We start from the raw sequence: 18,002 nt of genomic DNA, 5'->3' as shown, positions 1-18,002 counted from the left end.
CTTGTGAACGCTCCCGATATCGCCTTGTCTTTGCGCAACGTGCGCAAGACTTTCGGCTCTACCGTCGCCGTCGCGGACTTAAGCTTCGATGTCCCCGCTGCGTCTGTGCTGGCTCTCCTCGGCCCCAACGGCGCAGGCAAGACCACCACGATCGAAATATGCGAGGGTTTCCAAACCCCGTCGAGCGGTGAGATCCGGGTGTTGGGGCTCAACCCAGTCACCCACACCGATGAGGTGCGACGACGCATCGGAATTATGTTGCAAGGTGGCGGAGCCTATCCCGGTATCAGGGTTGCAGAGATGATGCGGCTAGTGGCGTCGTATAGCGCTCGCCCGCTGGACCCGGATTGGTTGCTAGAGCTGGTGGGGCTGGGTGAGCACCGCCGCACCGCTTATCGACGCCTCTCGGGAGGGCAACAGCAGCGCCTGTCCCTTGCACTCGCACTGGTCGGCAGACCCGAGCTAGTTTTTCTTGATGAGCCAACCGCGGGCATGGACGCACAGTCCCGGCTCCTAGTGTGGGACCTCATCGCGCAGCTGCGTGCCGACGGCGTTGCCGTGGTTCTCACCACGCATCTCATGGATGAAGCGGAAGCACTGGCAGACCAAGTGGTGATCGTGGATCGAGGCAGCGTCGTTGCCTCCGGAAGCCCAGCTCAGTTAATGCGGGCGCGCGCCGAACAACTTTCCAGCGTGCACCTAGAGACCATGGCCAGCCTGGATGTACCAGCGATGGAGGCGGCGCTGCGAGTCGCGGGCGCCACGGGTACTCTCACTCCAATTCGTCCGCAGGCTTATCACCTGGAAATCCCTGCCACACCGGAGTTGCTTGCAGTTGTTACTGCCGAGGCGGCGCGCCAAGGAGTCCTGATCCGAAACCTGGGCGTCGATGCAACCTCCCTGGAGGAAGTCTTCCTCGATGTCACCGGCCGAGAGATGCGGAGCTAACACCATGACCCAGCAGTTTAAGTCAGGCAGCTTCACCCCTGATCCCGCGCGGGCGGGAATGGGCGCCATGATCGGCTCACAGGCTCTCATTGAAGCAAAACTCTTCTTGCGCCACGGTGAACAGCAGCTGCTTTCCCTCATCATTCCGCTCGGTCTGCTGATAGCGCTGTCCTTAACCACCCTGTTGCCAGGTGAGAAACCAGTTTTCACAGTCTTTCCCTTTACTCTTGCCGTCGCTGGCATGAGCGCAGGTTTTACCGGCCAGGCAATTGCTGTCGCCTTCGATCGCAGATACGGCGCTTTGAAACGAATCGGGGCTTCCGGAGTTCCAGCGTGGACCATCATCTTTGGCAAGGTGGTCGCGGTCCTTGGCGTGGCACTAGTACAGACGTTGATCCTGGGGAGCGTGGCCTTAGTGCTCGGCTGGCGCATGCCTTTGGGCGGGATTGTCCCCACAGTGCTGGCTATGGTGCTCGGCGTGGGCACCTTTACCGCAATCGGGTTGCTGCTCGGCGGCACGCTGAGCTCAGAGGTTGTGCTGGCAGTTGCGAACACCGCGTGGTTCGTGCTTCTCGGTGCTGCGGCCTACTTCGTGCTCCGCGGTGGCGGCACTGTGCCCGGATACTCCCTGGCGATCCCTTCCGTGGCCTTTGCCGACGCCCTTCGGCAAGCCTTCCACGGCACCATCGCCTGGATGAACTTGCTGAGTCTCGCGGTATGGGCGGCTGTGAGCTCCGCCGCCGCGATCCGGCTATTCCGGTTTAGCTAGCGGGCAGTAGCCCCACCCGACGGTGTGGCAAGACTCTCACCGTCTCCGCCGGCATCAATGCGGGCTTCCAGAGCCAACCAGATAAGATAAACAACCGTGAATACCGCTACCCCACAACGCCGAATAACCGCACCGAAGGCGCAGCTCGGTTTGGCCCTTGCAGTCCTTATCGGTGAAATTGCCATTACCTTTACCGGTGCAGTTGTCCGAGTGACCGGCTCCGGTTTGGGCTGTGATACCTGGCCGAATTGTCACGAAGGATCACTGATCCCTGTCGAAGGCGCGGCCCCCTGGATCCATCAACTGATCGAGTTCGGTAACCGCGGGCTCGCGGTTGTACTTGGCCTAGTCGTTGGTCTTTTGCTGCTCGCCGTGTATCTGGCTGGCCGCCGCAGCGTCGTGAAGGCCCATGCGTGGTACCAGCTCATTGGCGTCATCTTCCAGGCAGTGCTCGGTGGCATTTCGGTGCACCTCGATCTGAAGTGGTGGGCGGTTGCGATCCACTTCCTGCCTTCTATCATCCTCATCTGGCTCGCGGCGCTGCTCTATGAGCACGTCAAAGCCCCAGACGAGGGCCACGACGAATGGCGCTACCCACGTCCGCTGCGCTACCTGGCCGTCGGTTCTGCTGCGGCCCTTTCTGCTGTCCTGATCACCGGCACCATGGTCACTGGCGCAGGCGTGCACTCCGGCGATTCCACCAAGGGCATGGAAGGCCGCCTTGAAGTCGACATCGCCGGAATGGCCCATGTCCACGCCGGATTCATGTACCTGTACTTGGGGCTGACCATCGGACTGGTGGTTGCACTCATCACGGTTCGTTCCTCTCAGCGCTCCCGTAAGCTCGGCTACTTGCTGATTTTCTTCATCGTGCTACAAGCAGCTGTCGGCATGATCCAATTCTGGTTCGGTGTCCCACGGTGGACAGTGCCGTTCCACGTTGTCCTCTCGGGCGTCGTCACCGCGTACACTGCGCTGCTCTACGCAGCCGGACGCGAGCGCGTCGCTTAGCTAGCCGCGCAGCCGTTCGCGCCAACCGCGCAGCTTCAACAACAGCCATGCGGCCCCACCCAACAGCAGAATCAGCAGCACAAACACCAACGCCGGCGCAAAGAGCGCCGCGCCGGTGAGTGAGGCCGCCGCAACATTTTCAGCAGTGGAGGCTACTGGCGCACCGAAACCTAGCGTCCCCGCATTAATGGCTGGCCGCGAGGTGGACTTCATCAGATGCATAATCAACGCGATCACAAATCCCGCAGCCAAAAGACCCCAGGTCTTAGGGTTCGAGAAGGTCTCCGTGGATGAAACCGTTTGGTCCCCGAATGCGGAGGCGAACATCAAGCCGCCAGAGGTAGGTCGCACCAAAGTCTGGATCACGTCATTAACGGAGTCAACGGCCGGAATCATGTCGGCCACTAATTCGATCAGCAACAAAACGCCCACCACGGCTAACAAGATGGGGTTGCTGAGCCACACCCACCCTTCGGGGAGCGTCACGAGCTCCGTATAGCGCGCCAGAAGCCCGAAGGCCAGCAGCGGGATGTAGGCGTTGAGCCCTGCGGACGTGGCCAAACCAATGGCAGCTGATAAACCCATGTTGATAGTTAAACATAAAAGTGCCCCAGCTGATATCAATCAGCCAGGGCGCAATGAGAGTCAGTTAGAACAACACGGTACGCAGGGGTTCTAGAGCCATAATCGCGTCGATAGAAAGTGCAACAAAGAGCACTGCCAAGTAGTTATTGGACAAGATGAACAACGCCAAGGGCTTAGTTTCCTCGCCCTTACACACCTTGCGGTGCAGGGAGGTTGCCATCACGATGAACCAGATGCCAGCGATTACAGCAGTCGCAGCATAGACCCAGCCAGCAGCAGGAACGAGCAACAAGGTGGTAATCACAGTTGCCCAGGTGTACCAGACCATTTGCCGGGTTACCTCGTGCGGCTCCTTAACCACGGGGAGCATGGGCACGCCCGCAGCCTTGTAGTCCTCTTTGTACTTCATCGCCAGCGCCCAGGTGTGGGGTGGAGTCCAGAAGAAAATGACCATGAACAACACGACGGCTTGCCACCAGACATAGGGAGAACCAGCCGGTAGGTTGTCTTTAATCACAGCCCAGCCAACGACAACTGGCATGCAGCCAGCTGCGCCGCCCCACACGATATTCATCGGTGTGGAACGCTTCAGCCACTTGGTGTAGACGAAGATATAGAACGCGATGGTCAGCATGACAAACACCGCAGCGAGCAAGGAGTGACACAGCAACCAAAGCCAGAGGAAGCTCACGATGGTGAGCGTCCACGCGAAGATCGTCGCGGCACGATTGGAGACTGTGGCCTTTGCGAGCGGACGCTTCTGGGTGCGTCCCATCACCTTGTCGATATCAGAATCGGCGACCATATTGAAGGTGTTGGCGGCAGCTGCACCCATCCAACCACCAATGACGGTGAGCAAGACTAGACCTGCATGATGTTCGCCACGGTCCGCCTGCAGCATGGCAGGGATTGTTGCCACCAGCAGGAGCTCAATCACCCTTGGCTTCGTCAGCGCAATGTAAGCCTTGATTGTCTCCAAGGATGTCCCTCCAGCACAAATGTCAGTATTTTCGCCGCATTTCGACACCACGAGCCCGTCGTTATTCAAGGCTTCACCAACAGTAGTCGGATCTGGAGCCCAATTAGTTCCCGAGTGTGGAAATGCCAACTGAGCCATGGTATCGCCTAGCACAGCAGAATGCCGAATCGGAACCCCAGTTGGGGCTTTCCACTAAACTGGATCCTGTTTGCACCTCTGGCAAGTTCGGGGTGCCTTATAAGTTGAATACCACCTGGAAAGAAGGAACCTATCGTGGCATTGTCGCCGGATCTTCAAGCTCTTTTTAAGCGCACCTATCCAGCTGACTGGACCGAGCTAGATACTAAGGCGGTGGATACCACACGCGTTCTTGCCATCGATGCAGTCCAGAAAGTGGGCTCCGGCCACCCAGGTACCGCAATGAGTTTGGCACCCCTGGCGTACACCCTCTACCAACGCGTCCTGCGGCATAACCCCACGGACGACCAATGGTTAGGTCGCGACCGCTTCGTTCTCTCCTGCGGGCACACCTCCCTCACCCAGTACATCCAGCTGTACTTGGCTGGATTCGGATTAGAAATGCCGGACCTACAGGCACTGCGCACCTGGGACGCATTGACCCCTGGACACCCCGAATTCGGCCACACTAAGGGTGTGGAAATTACCACCGGACCACTCGGTCAGGGTCTGGCTTCCGCCGTTGGCATGGCAATGGCTGCCCGCCGCGAGCGCGGCCTGCTCGAGCCAGAGGCGGCTGTAGGTGAGTCCATTTGGGATCACCACATTTACGTCATTGCTTCCGACGGCGACATGCAGGAAGGCGTCACCGCAGAAGCTTCCTCACTCGCCGGTACCCAGCAACTAGGCAATCTCATTGTGTTCTGGGATGACAACCGCATTTCCATCGAAGACAACACCCAGATCGCTTTCACCGAGGATGTCTGCGCCCGCTACCGTGCCTACGGTTGGCAAGTGCTCGAGATCGAAGGTGGCGAAGACGTCGCAGGGATTCTCGCAGCAGTAGCAGAAGCCAAGGCGGACACCCAGCGTCCGACGTTCATCCGGCTGCGCACGATCATTGGCTACCCCGCCCCTACCCTTATGAATACCGGCGGTATTCACGGCGCGGCACTGGGCGCAGAAGAGGTTGCTGCGACTAAGCGCGAGCTCGGTTTTGACGTCGATAAGCACTTCCACATCGACGACGACGTACTTGCCCACACCCGCAAGGCTGCCGAGCGCGGCGAAGCCATGCAGTCCGAGTGGCAGCAGCGTTTCGACGCCTGGGCCGCCCAGTACCCAGAGCGCAAGGCCTACCTCGAACGCACCCAGGCCCGGGAATTGCCTGCCGGTTGGGCCGAGGAATTGCCAACGTGGGATGCCGATCCCAAGGGTGTAGCCACTCGTAAGGCTTCGGAGGCCACCCTGCAGGCGTTGGGCAAGTCCCTGCCTGAGTTGTGGGGCGGCTCCGCCGACCTTGCCGGCTCAAACAACACCGTTATTAAGGGTGAGAAGTCCTTCGGCCCAGAGGAGATCACCACCGAGACGTGGACTACCTCCCCTTATGGCCGCAACTTGCACTTCGGTATCCGTGAGCACGCCATGGGCGCGATCCTCAACGGTATGGCGCTGCACGGCCGCAACCGGCCTTATGGCGGCACCTTCCTCATCTTCTCCGAGTACATGCGTCCGGCCGTGCGTCAGGCCGCGTTGATGGGAATTGATACCTATTACGTCTGGACGCACGATTCCATCGGTCTCGGCGAAGACGGCCCAACCCACCAGCCCATCGAGCAGCTCGCGGCGCTCCGCGCGATGCCGAACCTCAGCATTTTGCGCCCCGCTGATGCCAACGAAACCGCTGCGGCTTGGAAGTGTGCCCTCGAGGCACCTGCCGGCCCAAAGGGCCTGGCGCTCACCCGCCAGAACGTGCCGGTGCTGGAAGGCACCAAGGAGAAGGCCATGGCCGGCGTCGCAAAGGGCGCCTACACCCTGGTGGACACTGCGGGCACCCCTGACATCATCCTCATGGGCTCGGGCTCTGAAGTCCAGATTGCGGTTGAGGCAGCAGCCGAACTGGCCAAGGATGGCATCAAGGCGCGCGTAGTGTCCATGCCGTGCATGGATTGGTTCCTGCAACAAGATCAGTCCTACCGGGAGGAAGTCCTCCCAGCCACCGTGCCAGCCCGAGTATCCGTGGAAGCCGGGATTGCGATGCCATGGCACCAATTCCTGGGTACCCAAGGTAAGGCAGTTTCCCTCGAGCACTTCGGCGCATCCGCCGATTACCAAACCCTGTACCGCGAGTTCGGTTTGACCACTGAGTCAGTTGTGTCCGCAGCTCGCGAAACGCTCGGCAACTAGCCGATGCAGAAAGAAGATACAACTATGACCCAAGTAGAGCTACTAGCAAAGCTAGGCACATCCGTCTGGCTCGATGATCTCTCCCGGGACAGCCTAGATTCCGGCACCCTCCGCGAAATCATCGACACCACCGGCATCGTGGGCGTGACCACCAATCCTGCTATCTTCGCCAGCGCGATGAGCAAGGGCAACGCCTACGACCAACAGCTTGCCGAATTGAAGGCCCAAGGCATGAACGCTGACGAGGCGGTTTATGAGATGGCCATCCAGGACGTACGCAATGCCTGCGATCAGTTCAGCGAAATCTACGAAGCAAGCAACGGCCAGGATGGCCGGGTTTCCATCGAGGTAGATCCCCGCCTGTTCCAGGACAAGGATGCCACCCTCGCGCAGGCCCGCCAGCTCTACGAACGTGTCGGCCGCGAGAACGTCATGATCAAGATCCCGGCCTCATTGGAGTCGCTGCCAGCAGTCACCGAAGCACTTGCAGAGGGGATCAGCGTGAACGTCACCCTGATCTTCTCCGTAGCCCGCTACCGCGAGGTCGTCGGAGCATTTATCGACGGCATCAACCGCGCCCACGAGAAGGGCCTCGACATCTCAAAGATCCACTCCGTGGCGAGCTTCTTCGTCTCCCGCGTGGATACTGAGATTGATAAGCGCCTCGATGCCATCGGAACTCCAGAGGCATTGGATCTCAAGGGCAAAGCCGGACTAGCAAATGCTCACCTGGCATATGCTGCCTTCGAGGATCTGCTCCTCGCTGACAACGTGCTGCCAGCCGGAGCCAATGTCCAGCGTCCACTGTGGGCGTCCACCGGTGTGAAGAACCCGGATTACCCCGCAACGATGTACGTCTCCGAACTGGCAGGCCCACACACCGTCAACACCATGCCAGAGGCAACGCTGCGCGCGCTCCTGGATTCTGATGTCTTGCACGGCGATACCCTTTCCGGCCGCCAGGTAGAGTCCGAGGAGCTTTTTGCCAAGGTTCTCGCCGCCGGGGTGGACACTGAGGACGTGTTCCGAGTACTCGAACAAGAGGGCGTGGACAAGTTCATTGCTAGTTGGAGCGACCTGTTGATTTCGATCGAGGGCAAACTAGCATAAGATTTCTTTCACGTACCGTTTTAGCCGTCGGAAGGAAATCAGCGTGGCAGCAAGCACCGGACAATGGGTGAATCCATTAAAAGATCCCCAAGACAAGCGCTTGCCGCGCATTGCTGGCCCTTCCGGCATGGTCATCTTCGGTGTGACGGGTGACCTTGCCCGCAAGAAGCTGCTGCCCGCGATTTATGATCTCGCCAATCGCGGCCTGCTGCCTGCGGGCTTTTCTCTTGTCGGTTTTGGGCGCCGCGAATGGTCCAAACAAGACTTTGAGAATTATGTCTACGAGGCGGTCATCGCCGGGGCTCGCACTGAGATCCGCCAGAATGTTTGGGAACGGCTTGCGGACGGTATGCACTTTGTTAGTGGTGCCTTCAATGACGACCTCGCCTTCGACAGCCTTGCGGCACTGCTTGCCGACCTCGATTCTTCTCGCGGTACCGCCGGCAACTGGGCCTTCTATCTCTCCGTTCCCCCAGACTTCTTTGACGACGTAGTCAATCAGCTCGATCGCTCCGGAATGGCCCACGGCACTGACTCTTCCTGGCGTCGCGTCATTATTGAGAAGCCTTTCGGCCATGACCAAGACTCCGCTCGGGTCCTCAACCAGGCTGTCAACGCGGTGTTCCCAGAAGACTCGGTGTTCCGTATCGACCACTACCTGGGCAAAGAAACCGTCCAGAACATCATGGCGCTGCGCTTTGCCAACCAGCTTTTCGATCCGCTCTGGAACGCGAACTTTGTGGACCATGTCCAAATCACCATGGCAGAGGACATCGGACTGGGCGGCCGTGCCGGCTATTACGACGGCATTGGCGCTGCCCGAGACGTGATCCAAAACCACCTGCTGCAGCTGCTGGCGCTCGTGGCCATGGAAGAGCCGATCACCTTTAACCCTCGTGAATTGCGGGCAGAAAAGATCAAGGTACTGCGTGCAACTGCGCCGGTGTACCCGCTGGCAAAAACTACTGCACGCGGCCAGTACACCGCAGGTTGGCAGGGCTCGGAGCGCGTCGTCGGGCTGCGCGACGAAGAGGGCTTTGACCCCGAGTCCGGCACCGAGACCTTTGCCGCATGTACGTTGCACATCAACTCGCGGCGCTGGGCGGGCGTCCCCTTCTACCTGCGCACCGGTAAGCGGCTCGGCAGGCGCGTGACTGAGATTGCCGTCGTGTTCAAGCAGGCACCACACCTGACTTTCGATGAATCGACCACCGCGTCCCAGGGGCCGAATGCACTGGTCATTCGCGTGCAGCCCGACGAGGGCGTGCTGATGCGCTTTGGCTCCAAGGTTCCCGGCTCGACCATGGAGGTTCGTGACGTCAACATGGATTTCGCCTATTCTGAGGCCTTTACCGAGGAATCTCCCGAGGCCTATGAGCGCCTCATCCTCGACGCGCTGTTGGACGAGAACTCCCTGTTCCCGACCAACGAGGAAGTCGAGTTGAGCTGGGCTATCCTCGATCCGATTCTGGAGTATTGGGCCGGGCGTGGCAAGCCGGAGGACTATCCCGCCGGTACGTGGGGCCCTGAGAGTGCTGACCGAATGATGGCCCGTGAAGGCCGCACGTGGCGACGCCCATAGCAGAAGGATTCTGGACATGATTTTTGAACTTGCAGACACCAGCACCCGGGACATCGCGAAGCAACTCGTCACGATTCGCGAAATGGGCAACCAGGTCACCACTGGCCGCGTCCTGACCCTGATCGTGGTTACAGACACCAGCAGTCCCATCGATGACATCCTGCACTCCATCAATGACTCCTCGGGCGAGCATCCCTCCCGCGTGCTGGTCCTGATCCGCGGCGATGTCACCGCCACCACGCGCCTCGACGCCGAGATCCGCATCGGCGGCGACGCCGGTGCCTCCGAGATCATTATTATGCGGGTGAGTGGCGAGATCACCGAACACTTGGCCGCGATCGTCACTCCCCTGCTGCTTCCCGATACCCCTATCGTCGCGTGGTGGCCCACGAGCGCCCCGAAGCAATTGGCTCATGATCCTATTGGCCAGATCGCCCAGCGGCGCATCACGGATGTGGCCTACGATCCAGACCCCACCGCCGCGCTGTCCCGCCGCAACCACTACACCCCTGGGGATTCGGATCTCTCCTGGTCACGACTAACCCCGTGGCGCGGTGTCTTGGCCTCCGCATTGGATCAGCCACCCCACGAACAGGTAACCTCCGTGGACATTCATGGGCCCAACGACCCGGCCGTTAATGTGGCCGCTGGCTGGCTCGCCGATCGCCTCGCAGTGCCAATCCGACTGCACCGCACTACCCACGATTGCGAGTACCGCGACCAGAGTGGCGAATGCTGCCACCCGATCTCAAAGATCGAACTACACCGCAGCTCCGGCACGGTCATCGTCGCGGTCAGCGACGCCCACACCATGTCTGTCCAGTTGCCGGGTTGTCCACCTTCCCTCGTCGCGGTTGGGCGCCGCGCCAACTCTGACTGCCTGGCTGAGGAATTGCGCCACCTCGATCCCGATAACGCTTACGCCAAGGCGCTGCGTGGTCTCTACCGAGTACAGGAGGTCTAAGAATGGACGTCATTAATGTTTCTGACCTCGATGCCCTCATCCAGCGCGCCGCCAGCGACACCATCGCAAAAATCGCTGCTGTTCAGGCCGGAGGCGGCGTGCATGGCGACGGCATCGCCCGCGTGGTGCTCACCGGCGGCGGTGCTGGCATCGGTGTCCTGCGCACTCTCGCTGAGTTCGACGCCGCAGCCACTGCGCAGGCGGAAACGTTCCCGGCACTGCGTATCGATTGGTCACGGGTGCACGTGTTCTTCGGTGACGAGCGCGCCGTTCCTGTGGCGCACCCTGACTCCAATGAAGGCCAGGCACGGGAAGCGCTACTAAACCACGTTCCCGTCAATCCGGACTGGGTACATTCCTACCGGCTCGGTGAGATGTCCCTAGAGGAATCAACTGCTTGGTACGAACAAGAGCTGGCCACCTGGGCTCCGAAAGGCTTCGACCTGCACTTGCTCGGCATGGGCGGCGAAGGCCACATCAACTCCCTCTTCCCGCATACAGCTGCCGTGCGAGAAGACAGCAAACTCGTGGTGGCGGTGCAGGATTCTCCTAAGCCACCGGCTACCCGCGTGTCGCTCACCTTACCTGCTGTCCGCAGCGCGGATGCGGTGTGGTTGTTGGTCGCGGGTGCAGAGAAAGCTGTGGCTGCCGGTCATGTGATCGCTGGGTCGAGCCATGTGGATTGGCCCGCTGCAGGGGCGCAGGGCCGGAAAGACTCTCGCCTATACCTCGCGCAGGATGCTAGTCTTCACTAACATCGCACAGCGAAGGAGCCCCTCTCCCTTAATGGGATGAGGGGGCTCCTTAGTGCTTAAGGGCTTAGCTGTAGGCCTGCAGCAGGTTCAGACCGATGATGCACGCGATCCAAATCACGGCAGTGATGATCGTGAAGCGGTCGAGGTTCTTTTCCACCACGGTAGATCCCGCCAGGTTCGACTGCATGCCACCACCGAACAAGCTCGACAGGCCGCCGCCTTTACCCTTGTGCAGCAGGACCAGAATGGTCATGATGACGCTGGCTGCGACAAGGATGATCTGTAGTGCGAGAGCCATGTTTCAATGATCCTTCATAAGTGAAAAGCGATTAACTTCAGCCATTGTACACGTGGCACATCAGCTGAAGTTAAACGACTCGCATAGCGAATTAGACTGCGGCGGCTGCTGCTGCAGCGCAGAGCTTGGCAAAGTCCTCGCCGTCGAGCGAGGCACCACCGACGAGGCCACCATCAACATCCGGCTGGGAGACGATCTCGCCCACTGAATCCGTCTTCACGGAGCCACCATAGAGGATCCGCATACCGTCTGCGACGGCGTCGCCAGCCAGCTCACGCACGGCAACGCGGATCGCAGCGCACACTTCCTGGGCGTCCGCTGCTGAGGCAACCTTGCCGGTGCCGATCGCCCACACTGGTTCGTAGGCAATGACGGTAGTAGCGAGTTCCTCGGCGCTGAGCCCTGCCAGGGACTGCTTAGTCTGCTCGACGACGAACGCAACGTGCTCCCCTGCTTCGCGTACATCCAGCTTTTCGCCGACGCAGACGATTGGAGAAATTCCGTGTGTCAGCGCGACCTTCGCCTTAGCAGCCACAATCTCGTTAGTTTCAGCGTGGTACTCACGGCGCTCTGAGTGGCCGACGACCACCCAGGTGCAACCAAGTGCCTTGAGCATTTCAGCGGAGACCTCACCGGTGTAGGCTCCGGACTCATGCTGGGAGATGTCCTGCGCACCATAGGTGAACTCTAACTTGTCGCCGTCGACAAGCGTCTGCACGGAGCGGATGTCGGTGAACGGCACCATCAGGGCAACGTCCACCTTCTCGTAGCGGTCCTTAGGCAGGGAGAAAGCCAGCTTCTGTGCGGAACCGACCGCCTGCAGGTGAGTCAGGTTCATTTTCCAGTTGCCGGCAATAAGTGGCTTACGGGTCATGTTTCTACTACCTTTCTATGCCAGCGCTGCGACGCCGGGAAGTTCTTTACCCTCGAGGTATTCGAGGGAAGCGCCACCACCGGTGGAAATGTGAGAGAAGCCGTCTTCATTCAGGCCGAGTACGCGGACGGAAGCAGCGGAATCGCCACCGCCGACCACAGAGAAGGCTCCAGCAGCGGTGGCATCGATGATTGCCTGTGCAACGCCGCGGGTGCCATCGGAGAACTTCTCAAACTCGAAGACGCCCATCGGGCCATTCCAGAAAATGGTCTTGGCGGTGCTGAGCACCGCAGCGAACTTCTTGACGGACTCCGGTCCGATGTCCAAAGAAAGCTGACCTGCTGGGGTGTCTTCCAAGCCGGTAATGGTCTTCTCAGCAGATTCCGCGAACTCTGGTGCCCATGCGAGGTCCACCGGCAGGTTGATCTTGTCGCCGTAGCGCTCGAGCAGGTCCTTACAGGTATCGATCATCTCTTCCTGCAGCATGGACTTTTGTACGTTGTAACCCTGTGCAGCGAGGAAGGTGTAGCACATGCCACCACCGATGATGAGCGCGTCCGTCTTCGGAGCCAGTGCCTCGATCACACCGAGCTTGTCGGAAACCTTTGAGCCACCGAGTACGACAACATAAGGCTGTGCAGGCTCATCGGCGATCTTCTTAAGAACCTCAATTTCCTTCTGCACCAGGCCGCCAGCGTAGTGTGGCAGGCGCTGCGCGACGTCATAAACGGAAGCCTGGGCACGGTGGACCACGCCAAAGCCGTCGGATACGAAGGCACCATTGTCGCCGGTCAATGCGACCAGCTGATCCGCGAATGCCCCGCGTTCGGACTCGTCCTTGGAGGTCTCGCGCGCGTCAAAACGGACGTTTTCCAGCAGGAGGACGTCGCCATCGTTCAGGCCGTTGGCCCGCTCATGGGCGTCCTCGCCAACGACGTCAGCAGCCAGCGGAACGTACTGACCGAGTGCCTCAGACAGTGCCTCAGCGACCGGCGCCAGGGAGTACTTAGGATTGACTTCGCCCTTAGGTCGGCCAAGGTGCGCCATGAGGATGACGCGGGCTTCGGCTTCTACCAGTGCTTTAATCGTTGGCAGCGAAGCGTTGATGCGGCCAGCATCGGTGATATCGCCTTCGTCGTTGAGCGGGACGTTAAAGTCCGAACGTACGAGCACGTTGCGGCCTGCGACGCCTTCGGTGAGCAGGTCGTTGAGGTTCTTCATTAGTCACAGTCTCCTGAATTGTTGCTGCGAGTAAAAAATGTGGTCCAGATAGGCAGCTGGCCCGCAGCCTCTTACAGGCGCGGGCCACTGCTTAAAGTCTAGCGAGGATTAGATGCGCTCGCCTACGTATTCGGTCATCTTCACGAGCTGGTTAGTGTAACCCCACTCGTTGTCGTACCAAGAGACAACCTTGACCTGGTTGCCCATAACCTTGGTGAGGCCGGAGTCGAAGATGGAAGCGTGTGGATCGGTGACGATGTCGGAGGAAACCAGTGGGTCCTCGGAGTACATCAGGGTGCCCTTGAGTGGGCCGTTTTCTGCGGCTTCCTTCATGGCAGCGTTGATCTCTTCGACGGTTACTTCACGAGAAGCCTCGAAAGTCAGGTCGGTAGCAGAACCGGTGATCACTGGGACACGCATTGCGAAGCCGTCCAGCTTGCCCTCGAGCTCTGGGAGAACCAGGGAAACTGCCTTAGCTGCACCGGTGGAGGTAGGAACGATGTTCACTGCAGCGGCGCGGGAACGACGCAGATCCTTGTGCGGAGCGTCGTGCAGGCGCTGGTCGCCGGTGTAAGCGTGGATGGTGGTCATCAGGCCCTTGACGATGCCGAACTTGTCGTTGAGCACCTTTGCCATTGGAGCCAGGCAGTTGGTGGTGCACGATGCGTTGGAGATGATGGTCATCGTCTCCGGGTCGTAATCAGTGTGGTTCACACCGACAACGAAGGTGCCGTCAACACCGGAACCGGGTGCGGAAATGACGACCTTCTTGGCACCAGCGTCGATGTGGGCCTGTGCGTCTTCCTTCTTGGTGAAGAAGCCGGTGGACTCGACGACTACGTCTACGCCCCACTCGCCCCACTTCAGGTTCTTTGGATCGCGCTCGGCGGTGACGATGATCTTCTTGCCATCGACGGTGATGGATTCATCATCGAATTCAACGGTCTTGCCCAGGCGACCCAAGATGGAGTCGTACTTCAGCAGGTTTGCCAGGGTCTTGTTGTCGGTCAGATCGTTAACTGCGATGATCTCGATGTCCGAGCCAGTCTCCAGGACAGCGCGGAAGAAGTTACGTCCGATTCGGCCAAAGCCGTTAATTCCCACACGAATGGTCACAATGTTCTCCTTTAGTTAGGGTGCTGTGCCACGAGAATGCCGACCGACTTTCGGGCCGCTGCATCCGCGTCTGCCCCAAGCGTACCTACGCAATCACTGACGTGCAGCGGGAAAAGCCCATTGCAGCCCTGCCCGGTTTGGCCCACCCCCACAAAAGACCACATATTCGGGCATATTCTCACATAACTTAGTTCGGGCTTGTGGAGTGCCCGAAGTCGCCTGCCGTGTGGCCAGAGAAATAAGCCCTTAGCTGCGAAGAACCGCCACCGAAAGGTACCCTAATCTGGACAGTAAGCTATGTATCTTTTGAAATGTTGTGTGACTCTAGACACAGGCTAGAGATCTTCGAGCAACTCTTCCGTAACAGCCGAGTTTGTATCCGGCAGCCCCATCTCCTCGGCACGCTTATCAGCCATCGACAACAGTCGACGGATACGGCCGGCAACAGCGTCTTTGGTCATCTGCGGGTCAGCCAGTCGGCCCAATTCTTCCAGCGAAGCCTGGCGGTGAAGCACCCGCAACTGGCCGGCTTCGGCAAGGTGCTGCGGGATGTCATCGCCCAGAATCTCGAGGGCTCGCTCAACCCGTGCCGCGGCAGCGACAGCGGCCCGCGCGGAACGTCGCAGGTTGGCATCATCAAAGTTTGCCAGGCGATGCCCGCCGCTTTGCTGCTGCTTGCGTTCGCGATGCTTCTCCCACTCCAAACGAGTGCTCATAGCGCCAATACGCGTGAGAAGCGCGCCAATGGCTTCCCCGTCACGGACGAATACTTTCTCACTGCCCCGGGTTTCCTTGGTCTTAGTACTGATGCCAAGGCGGCGAGCACACCCCACCAACGCCAAGGCTGCTTCCTGCCCTGGGCATTCGATCTCCAAAGAGCAGGTACGCCCCGGTTCCGTCAACGTACCCGCGGCTAGAAAGGCACCCCGCCACGCTGCCTCGGCATCCGAAACGGTGCCGGAAACCACCTGCGGCGGCAATCCGCGCACCGGATGGCCGGATCGAGTAATCAGTCCGAGCCTGCGAATAACCTCATCCACGCCATCGCTTATGCGCAACACATAGCGGGTGGATTTACTCATCCCGCCCGGGCCGATCGTGTGGATCTGCACCTGCTTGTGATACAGCTCGGAAAGGGTTTCCTGCACCCGACGAGCGGCCCCAGAATTGTCGAGCTCAATCTCCAAGATGTTGTGGCCGGCAACCGTCTCCACGGACCCCGCGAAGCGTACTATCGCAGCCACCTCCGCCACTCGTGCGGACGCCCTGCTTACAGATACAACTGCCAACTCGTCTTTGACCTGCGCGGTGAGCGTCACGAAGCTTCTCTCCTGGTTTTCACATAGATGGTTGCGGGATGAATAAACACTCTAGTCTGCAGGCATGAGGCGCAGCAGTGATCGGGCTAGCTTTTCCGGCGCATGACGATCAGTAACCTCGCCGTTGTCCCGGAATTTGCGCACGTCATCAACCTGCACCACTGCGCCCATAGCCGCAGCAGCACGCTCCAGGTGACTTAATGCAGTGGAATCGATCGGCATCGCCCGATCCAGTAGGAAGCGATCAACTCGCAGTTCCGGCGCGTGCTGGCGAAGCATATGCACATGACGTTCGATGGAGAAGCCGGTAGTTTCCAGCTGCGTGTTGGAGAGATTCAGGATCACCACGCGCAGCGCCTGCGACTCGTTAATGGCCGCCACGATGTCCGGCACCAGGATGTGCGGAATCACGCTGGTGAACCACGACCCCGGACCGATGGTGAGCAAGTCAGCGTCCTGAATGGCCGCCAACGCCTCCAGAGAAGCTGGCGGGCGATCCGGCAACAGCCGCACCCGGCGTACCTCGCCGGGGGTGGTTGCCACCGCCACTTGGCCCCGCAGGTTGCGGATCAGCCTCGGGTCGTCGGAAAGCCCAGCGACTTCCGCCTCAATCTCCAGCGGCTGTGCACACATCGGTAGCACCCGCCCATAAGAGCGCGTGAGCTTTGCGACGACATCCAGCGCCGCTGTCTCATTGCCGAGCACATCCGTCAGGCCTGCGATCAGCAGATTGCCCACGGCATGTCCGGCTAGCGCCCCGGTGCCTGCAAATCGATGCTGCAGCAGCTGCTCCCACATCATCCCTTCCGCGTCGTCCCGGGCGAGCGCGGACAGCGCCATCCGGAGATCTCCGGGCGGGATCTGTCCGAGTTCCCGCCGGATGCGTCCTGATGAGCCACCGTCATCGGCAACCGTGACGATCGCCTGAATATTCGGGACTTGTAGGATCCGCGCTGCTCGCAGGGTCTGGAATAGTCCGTGTCCGCCGCCTAAACACACCATTGAGCGTAAGTGTTCAGGTAAGGAGACGTCCTCGGAAGGCATGATAAACCTCGTTAGTATCAGTGGCTAGTGATGAATAATTAGCTAAGTTTAATGTCGCGATGGATAACAGCCACTTCAAGTTCGCTGTTTTGTGACAAAATTCGCCCGATCTCTTCCGCCATTGCAACGGAGCGGTGGTGTCCTCCGGTGCAGCCGATGCTGACGGTGACAAAGCGCTTCCCCTCCCGGCGGTAGCCGCGCACCATGGTGTTAAACATGCTCACAAAGTTGTCAATGAACTCGCGGGCGCCCTTTTGTGCCAGCACATATTCGGAGACAGGTGCGTCTGTACCGCGGAACTTGCGCAAGTCCCCCACCCAATAGGGATTCGGCAGAAAACGAACATCCAAAATCAAGTCGGTGTCATGCGGGGCACCGCGTTTGAAACCGAAAGACTGCAGAGTCACATGCTCCTTGTTGGAGGTAACACTGTAGAAGCTGGATTCAATCGCACGCCGCAAGTCATGAACGGACAAGTCCGAAGTATCGATGACGATGTCCGCAATTTCCTTCACCTCGAACATGGCCTGGCGCTCGCGGGAAATCCCGTGCTGCAAGGTATCTGGACCTTGCATCGGGTGGGTGCGGCGCACGGAGTCGAAGCGGCGCACGAGAATGTCATCGCGGGCTTCCATATACAAAATAATTGGGCGTTGCCCCCGGGCGTCTAGCTCGTCGATAACCTGAATGAGGTTGCCGCTGAATGGTCGGGATCGCACATCCGAGACCAGTGCCAGCCGCTCCACCGGCGAGTCCTCGGCCAAGCACATCTGCACCATGTCCAAGATGAGGGCGGACGGTAGGTTCTGCGCAACATACCAGCCCATGTCTTCCAGGACCCGGGCAGCAGAATTCAAGCCAGCGCCAGACATACCGGTGATAAGCACCGGCATTTTAGTACCGTTTTCTTCCTTTTCGGCATGTTTGAGTACCGCGCCACGGGTGCGCTCGTCGTCGGCTTCCGGTGTTACTACGATGTCCGCGGAAGTCGGAAGTCCATTGGTCACAGGTTCCCCACTGCGATCGGCTTGTGTCATGCTCACAGTGTAGCCCGGGAAAATGC

Annotated in this window: 17 protein-coding genes; 8 read left to right on the top strand and 9 right to left on the bottom strand. The window is 59.5% G+C overall.

Annotated features, from left to right (window positions below; translation table 11 throughout):
• Positions 1–3: 3 nt before the first annotated feature.
• The 3 genes from WG915_RS01155 (at position 4) to WG915_RS01145 (ending at position 2,728) form a co-directional block, all read left to right on the top strand.
• Positions 4–948 (top strand): ABC transporter ATP-binding protein, encoded by a 945-nt coding sequence (locus tag WG915_RS01155; protein ID WP_339563523.1) that lies wholly within the window; start codon positions 4–6, stop codon positions 946–948.
• A 4-nt stretch (positions 949–952) separates the two neighbouring features.
• Positions 953–1,717 (top strand): ABC transporter permease, encoded by a 765-nt coding sequence (locus tag WG915_RS01150; protein ID WP_339563522.1) that lies wholly within the window; start codon positions 953–955, stop codon positions 1,715–1,717.
• Between the two features lie 96 nt (positions 1,718–1,813).
• Complete coding sequence (locus WG915_RS01145) at positions 1,814–2,728, top strand: COX15/CtaA family protein (RefSeq protein ID WP_339563521.1); 915 nt, start codon at positions 1,814–1,816, stop codon at positions 2,726–2,728.
• Here the strand turns inward: WG915_RS01145 and WG915_RS01140 are convergent, their stop codons facing one another.
• A complete protein-coding gene (locus WG915_RS01140) occupies positions 2,729–3,313 on the bottom strand; it encodes a DUF4126 domain-containing protein (protein WP_339563520.1) in 585 nt (194 codons plus the stop codon).
• Between the two features lie 64 nt (positions 3,314–3,377).
• Positions 3,378–4,292: a heme o synthase gene (locus tag WG915_RS01135; RefSeq protein WP_339563664.1), complete on the bottom strand. Its 915-nt coding sequence runs from the start codon at positions 4,290–4,292 to the stop codon at positions 3,378–3,380.
• 273 nt (positions 4,293–4,565) lie between these two features.
• On the opposite strand from WG915_RS01135, the gene tkt reads away from it, so the two are divergent.
• From tkt to pgl, 5 genes are read left to right on the top strand one after another with little or no spacing between them, the layout of a single operon-like run.
• Complete coding sequence (gene tkt / locus WG915_RS01130; RefSeq protein WP_339563519.1) at positions 4,566–6,656, top strand: transketolase; 2,091 nt, start codon at positions 4,566–4,568, stop codon at positions 6,654–6,656.
• Between the two features lie 24 nt (positions 6,657–6,680).
• Positions 6,681–7,766, top strand: coding sequence for a transaldolase (gene tal / locus WG915_RS01125; RefSeq protein WP_339563518.1), 1,086 nt, complete (start codon positions 6,681–6,683; stop codon positions 7,764–7,766).
• Between the two features lie 43 nt (positions 7,767–7,809).
• Complete coding sequence (gene zwf / locus WG915_RS01120) at positions 7,810–9,348, top strand: glucose-6-phosphate dehydrogenase (RefSeq protein WP_339563517.1); 1,539 nt, start codon at positions 7,810–7,812, stop codon at positions 9,346–9,348.
• A gap of 16 nt (positions 9,349–9,364) precedes the next feature.
• Positions 9,365–10,312, top strand: coding sequence for a glucose-6-phosphate dehydrogenase assembly protein OpcA (locus WG915_RS01115; RefSeq protein ID WP_339563516.1), 948 nt, complete (start codon positions 9,365–9,367; stop codon positions 10,310–10,312).
• A 2-nt stretch (positions 10,313–10,314) separates the two neighbouring features.
• Entirely contained in the window at positions 10,315–11,067 is a 753-nt protein-coding gene (gene pgl / locus WG915_RS01110) for a 6-phosphogluconolactonase (protein WP_339563515.1), read from the top strand.
• A gap of 64 nt (positions 11,068–11,131) precedes the next feature.
• On the opposite strand, the gene secG is transcribed toward pgl, so the two are convergent.
• From secG to rapZ, 7 genes are all read right to left on the bottom strand, one after another.
• Positions 11,132–11,365, bottom strand: coding sequence for a preprotein translocase subunit SecG (secG, locus tag WG915_RS01105; protein WP_339563514.1), 234 nt, complete (start codon positions 11,363–11,365; stop codon positions 11,132–11,134).
• 91 nt (positions 11,366–11,456) lie between these two features.
• The gene (tpiA, locus tag WG915_RS01100) at positions 11,457–12,239 is read right to left on the bottom strand and encodes a triose-phosphate isomerase (protein WP_339563513.1); all 783 of its coding nucleotides are present in this window, start codon (positions 12,237–12,239) and stop codon (positions 11,457–11,459) included.
• 15 nt (positions 12,240–12,254) lie between these two features.
• Positions 12,255–13,460, bottom strand: a complete 1,206-nt coding sequence (locus tag WG915_RS01095) for a phosphoglycerate kinase (RefSeq protein WP_339563512.1) — start codon at positions 13,458–13,460, stop codon at positions 12,255–12,257.
• A 108-nt stretch (positions 13,461–13,568) separates the two neighbouring features.
• Positions 13,569–14,576: a type I glyceraldehyde-3-phosphate dehydrogenase gene (gene gap / locus WG915_RS01090; RefSeq protein WP_339563511.1), complete on the bottom strand. Its 1,008-nt coding sequence runs from the start codon at positions 14,574–14,576 to the stop codon at positions 13,569–13,571.
• Positions 14,577–14,911: 335 nt separating this feature from the next.
• Positions 14,912–15,895: a DNA-binding protein WhiA gene (gene whiA, locus WG915_RS01085; protein ID WP_339563510.1), complete on the bottom strand. Its 984-nt coding sequence runs from the start codon at positions 15,893–15,895 to the stop codon at positions 14,912–14,914.
• A gap of 51 nt (positions 15,896–15,946) precedes the next feature.
• Positions 15,947–16,897 (bottom strand): gluconeogenesis factor YvcK family protein, encoded by a 951-nt coding sequence (locus tag WG915_RS01080; RefSeq protein ID WP_445227752.1) that lies wholly within the window; start codon positions 16,895–16,897, stop codon positions 15,947–15,949.
• Positions 16,898–16,977: 80 nt separating this feature from the next.
• Positions 16,978–17,832 carry an RNase adapter RapZ gene (gene rapZ / locus WG915_RS01075; RefSeq protein ID WP_339563663.1) on the bottom strand — a complete coding sequence of 285 codons (855 nt, stop codon included), beginning with the start codon at positions 17,830–17,832 and terminating at the stop codon, positions 16,978–16,980.
• Between the last annotated feature and the right edge of the window lie 170 nt (positions 17,833–18,002).

It is taken from the genome of Corynebacterium sp. H128 (assembly GCF_037482625.1).
Lineage (GTDB): Bacteria > Actinomycetota > Actinomycetes > Mycobacteriales > Mycobacteriaceae > Corynebacterium.
The sequence above is the reverse complement of the archived record's forward strand: the minus strand, read 5'-3'. Positions and strand labels throughout refer to the sequence as shown.

Bases quoted from the DNA above. Each gene is read 5' to 3' on its own strand.
- WG915_RS01150 (WP_339563522.1), top strand. From the start codon at position 953: ATGACCCAGCAGTTTAAGTCAGGCAGCTTCACCCCTGATCCCGCGCGG.
- WG915_RS01140 (WP_339563520.1), bottom strand. From the start codon at position 3,313: ATGGGTTTATCAGCTGCCATTGGTTTGGCCACGTCCGCAGGGCTCAAC.
- tal (WP_339563518.1), top strand. From the start codon at position 6,681: ATGACCCAAGTAGAGCTACTAGCAAAGCTAGGCACATCCGTCTGGCTC.
- WG915_RS01115 (WP_339563516.1), top strand. From the start codon at position 9,365: ATGATTTTTGAACTTGCAGACACCAGCACCCGGGACATCGCGAAGCAA.
- pgl (WP_339563515.1), top strand. From the start codon at position 10,315: ATGGACGTCATTAATGTTTCTGACCTCGATGCCCTCATCCAGCGCGCC.
- secG (WP_339563514.1), bottom strand. From the start codon at position 11,365: ATGGCTCTCGCACTACAGATCATCCTTGTCGCAGCCAGCGTCATCATG.
- tpiA (WP_339563513.1), bottom strand. From the start codon at position 12,239: ATGACCCGTAAGCCACTTATTGCCGGCAACTGGAAAATGAACCTGACT.
- WG915_RS01095 (WP_339563512.1), bottom strand. From the start codon at position 13,460: ATGAAGAACCTCAACGACCTGCTCACCGAAGGCGTCGCAGGCCGCAAC.
- WG915_RS01080 (WP_445227752.1), bottom strand. From the start codon at position 16,897: ATGGTGTGTTTAGGCGGCGGACACGGACTATTCCAGACCCTGCGAGCA.
- rapZ (WP_339563663.1), bottom strand. From the start codon at position 17,832: ATGCCGGTGCTTATCACCGGTATGTCTGGCGCTGGCTTGAATTCTGCT.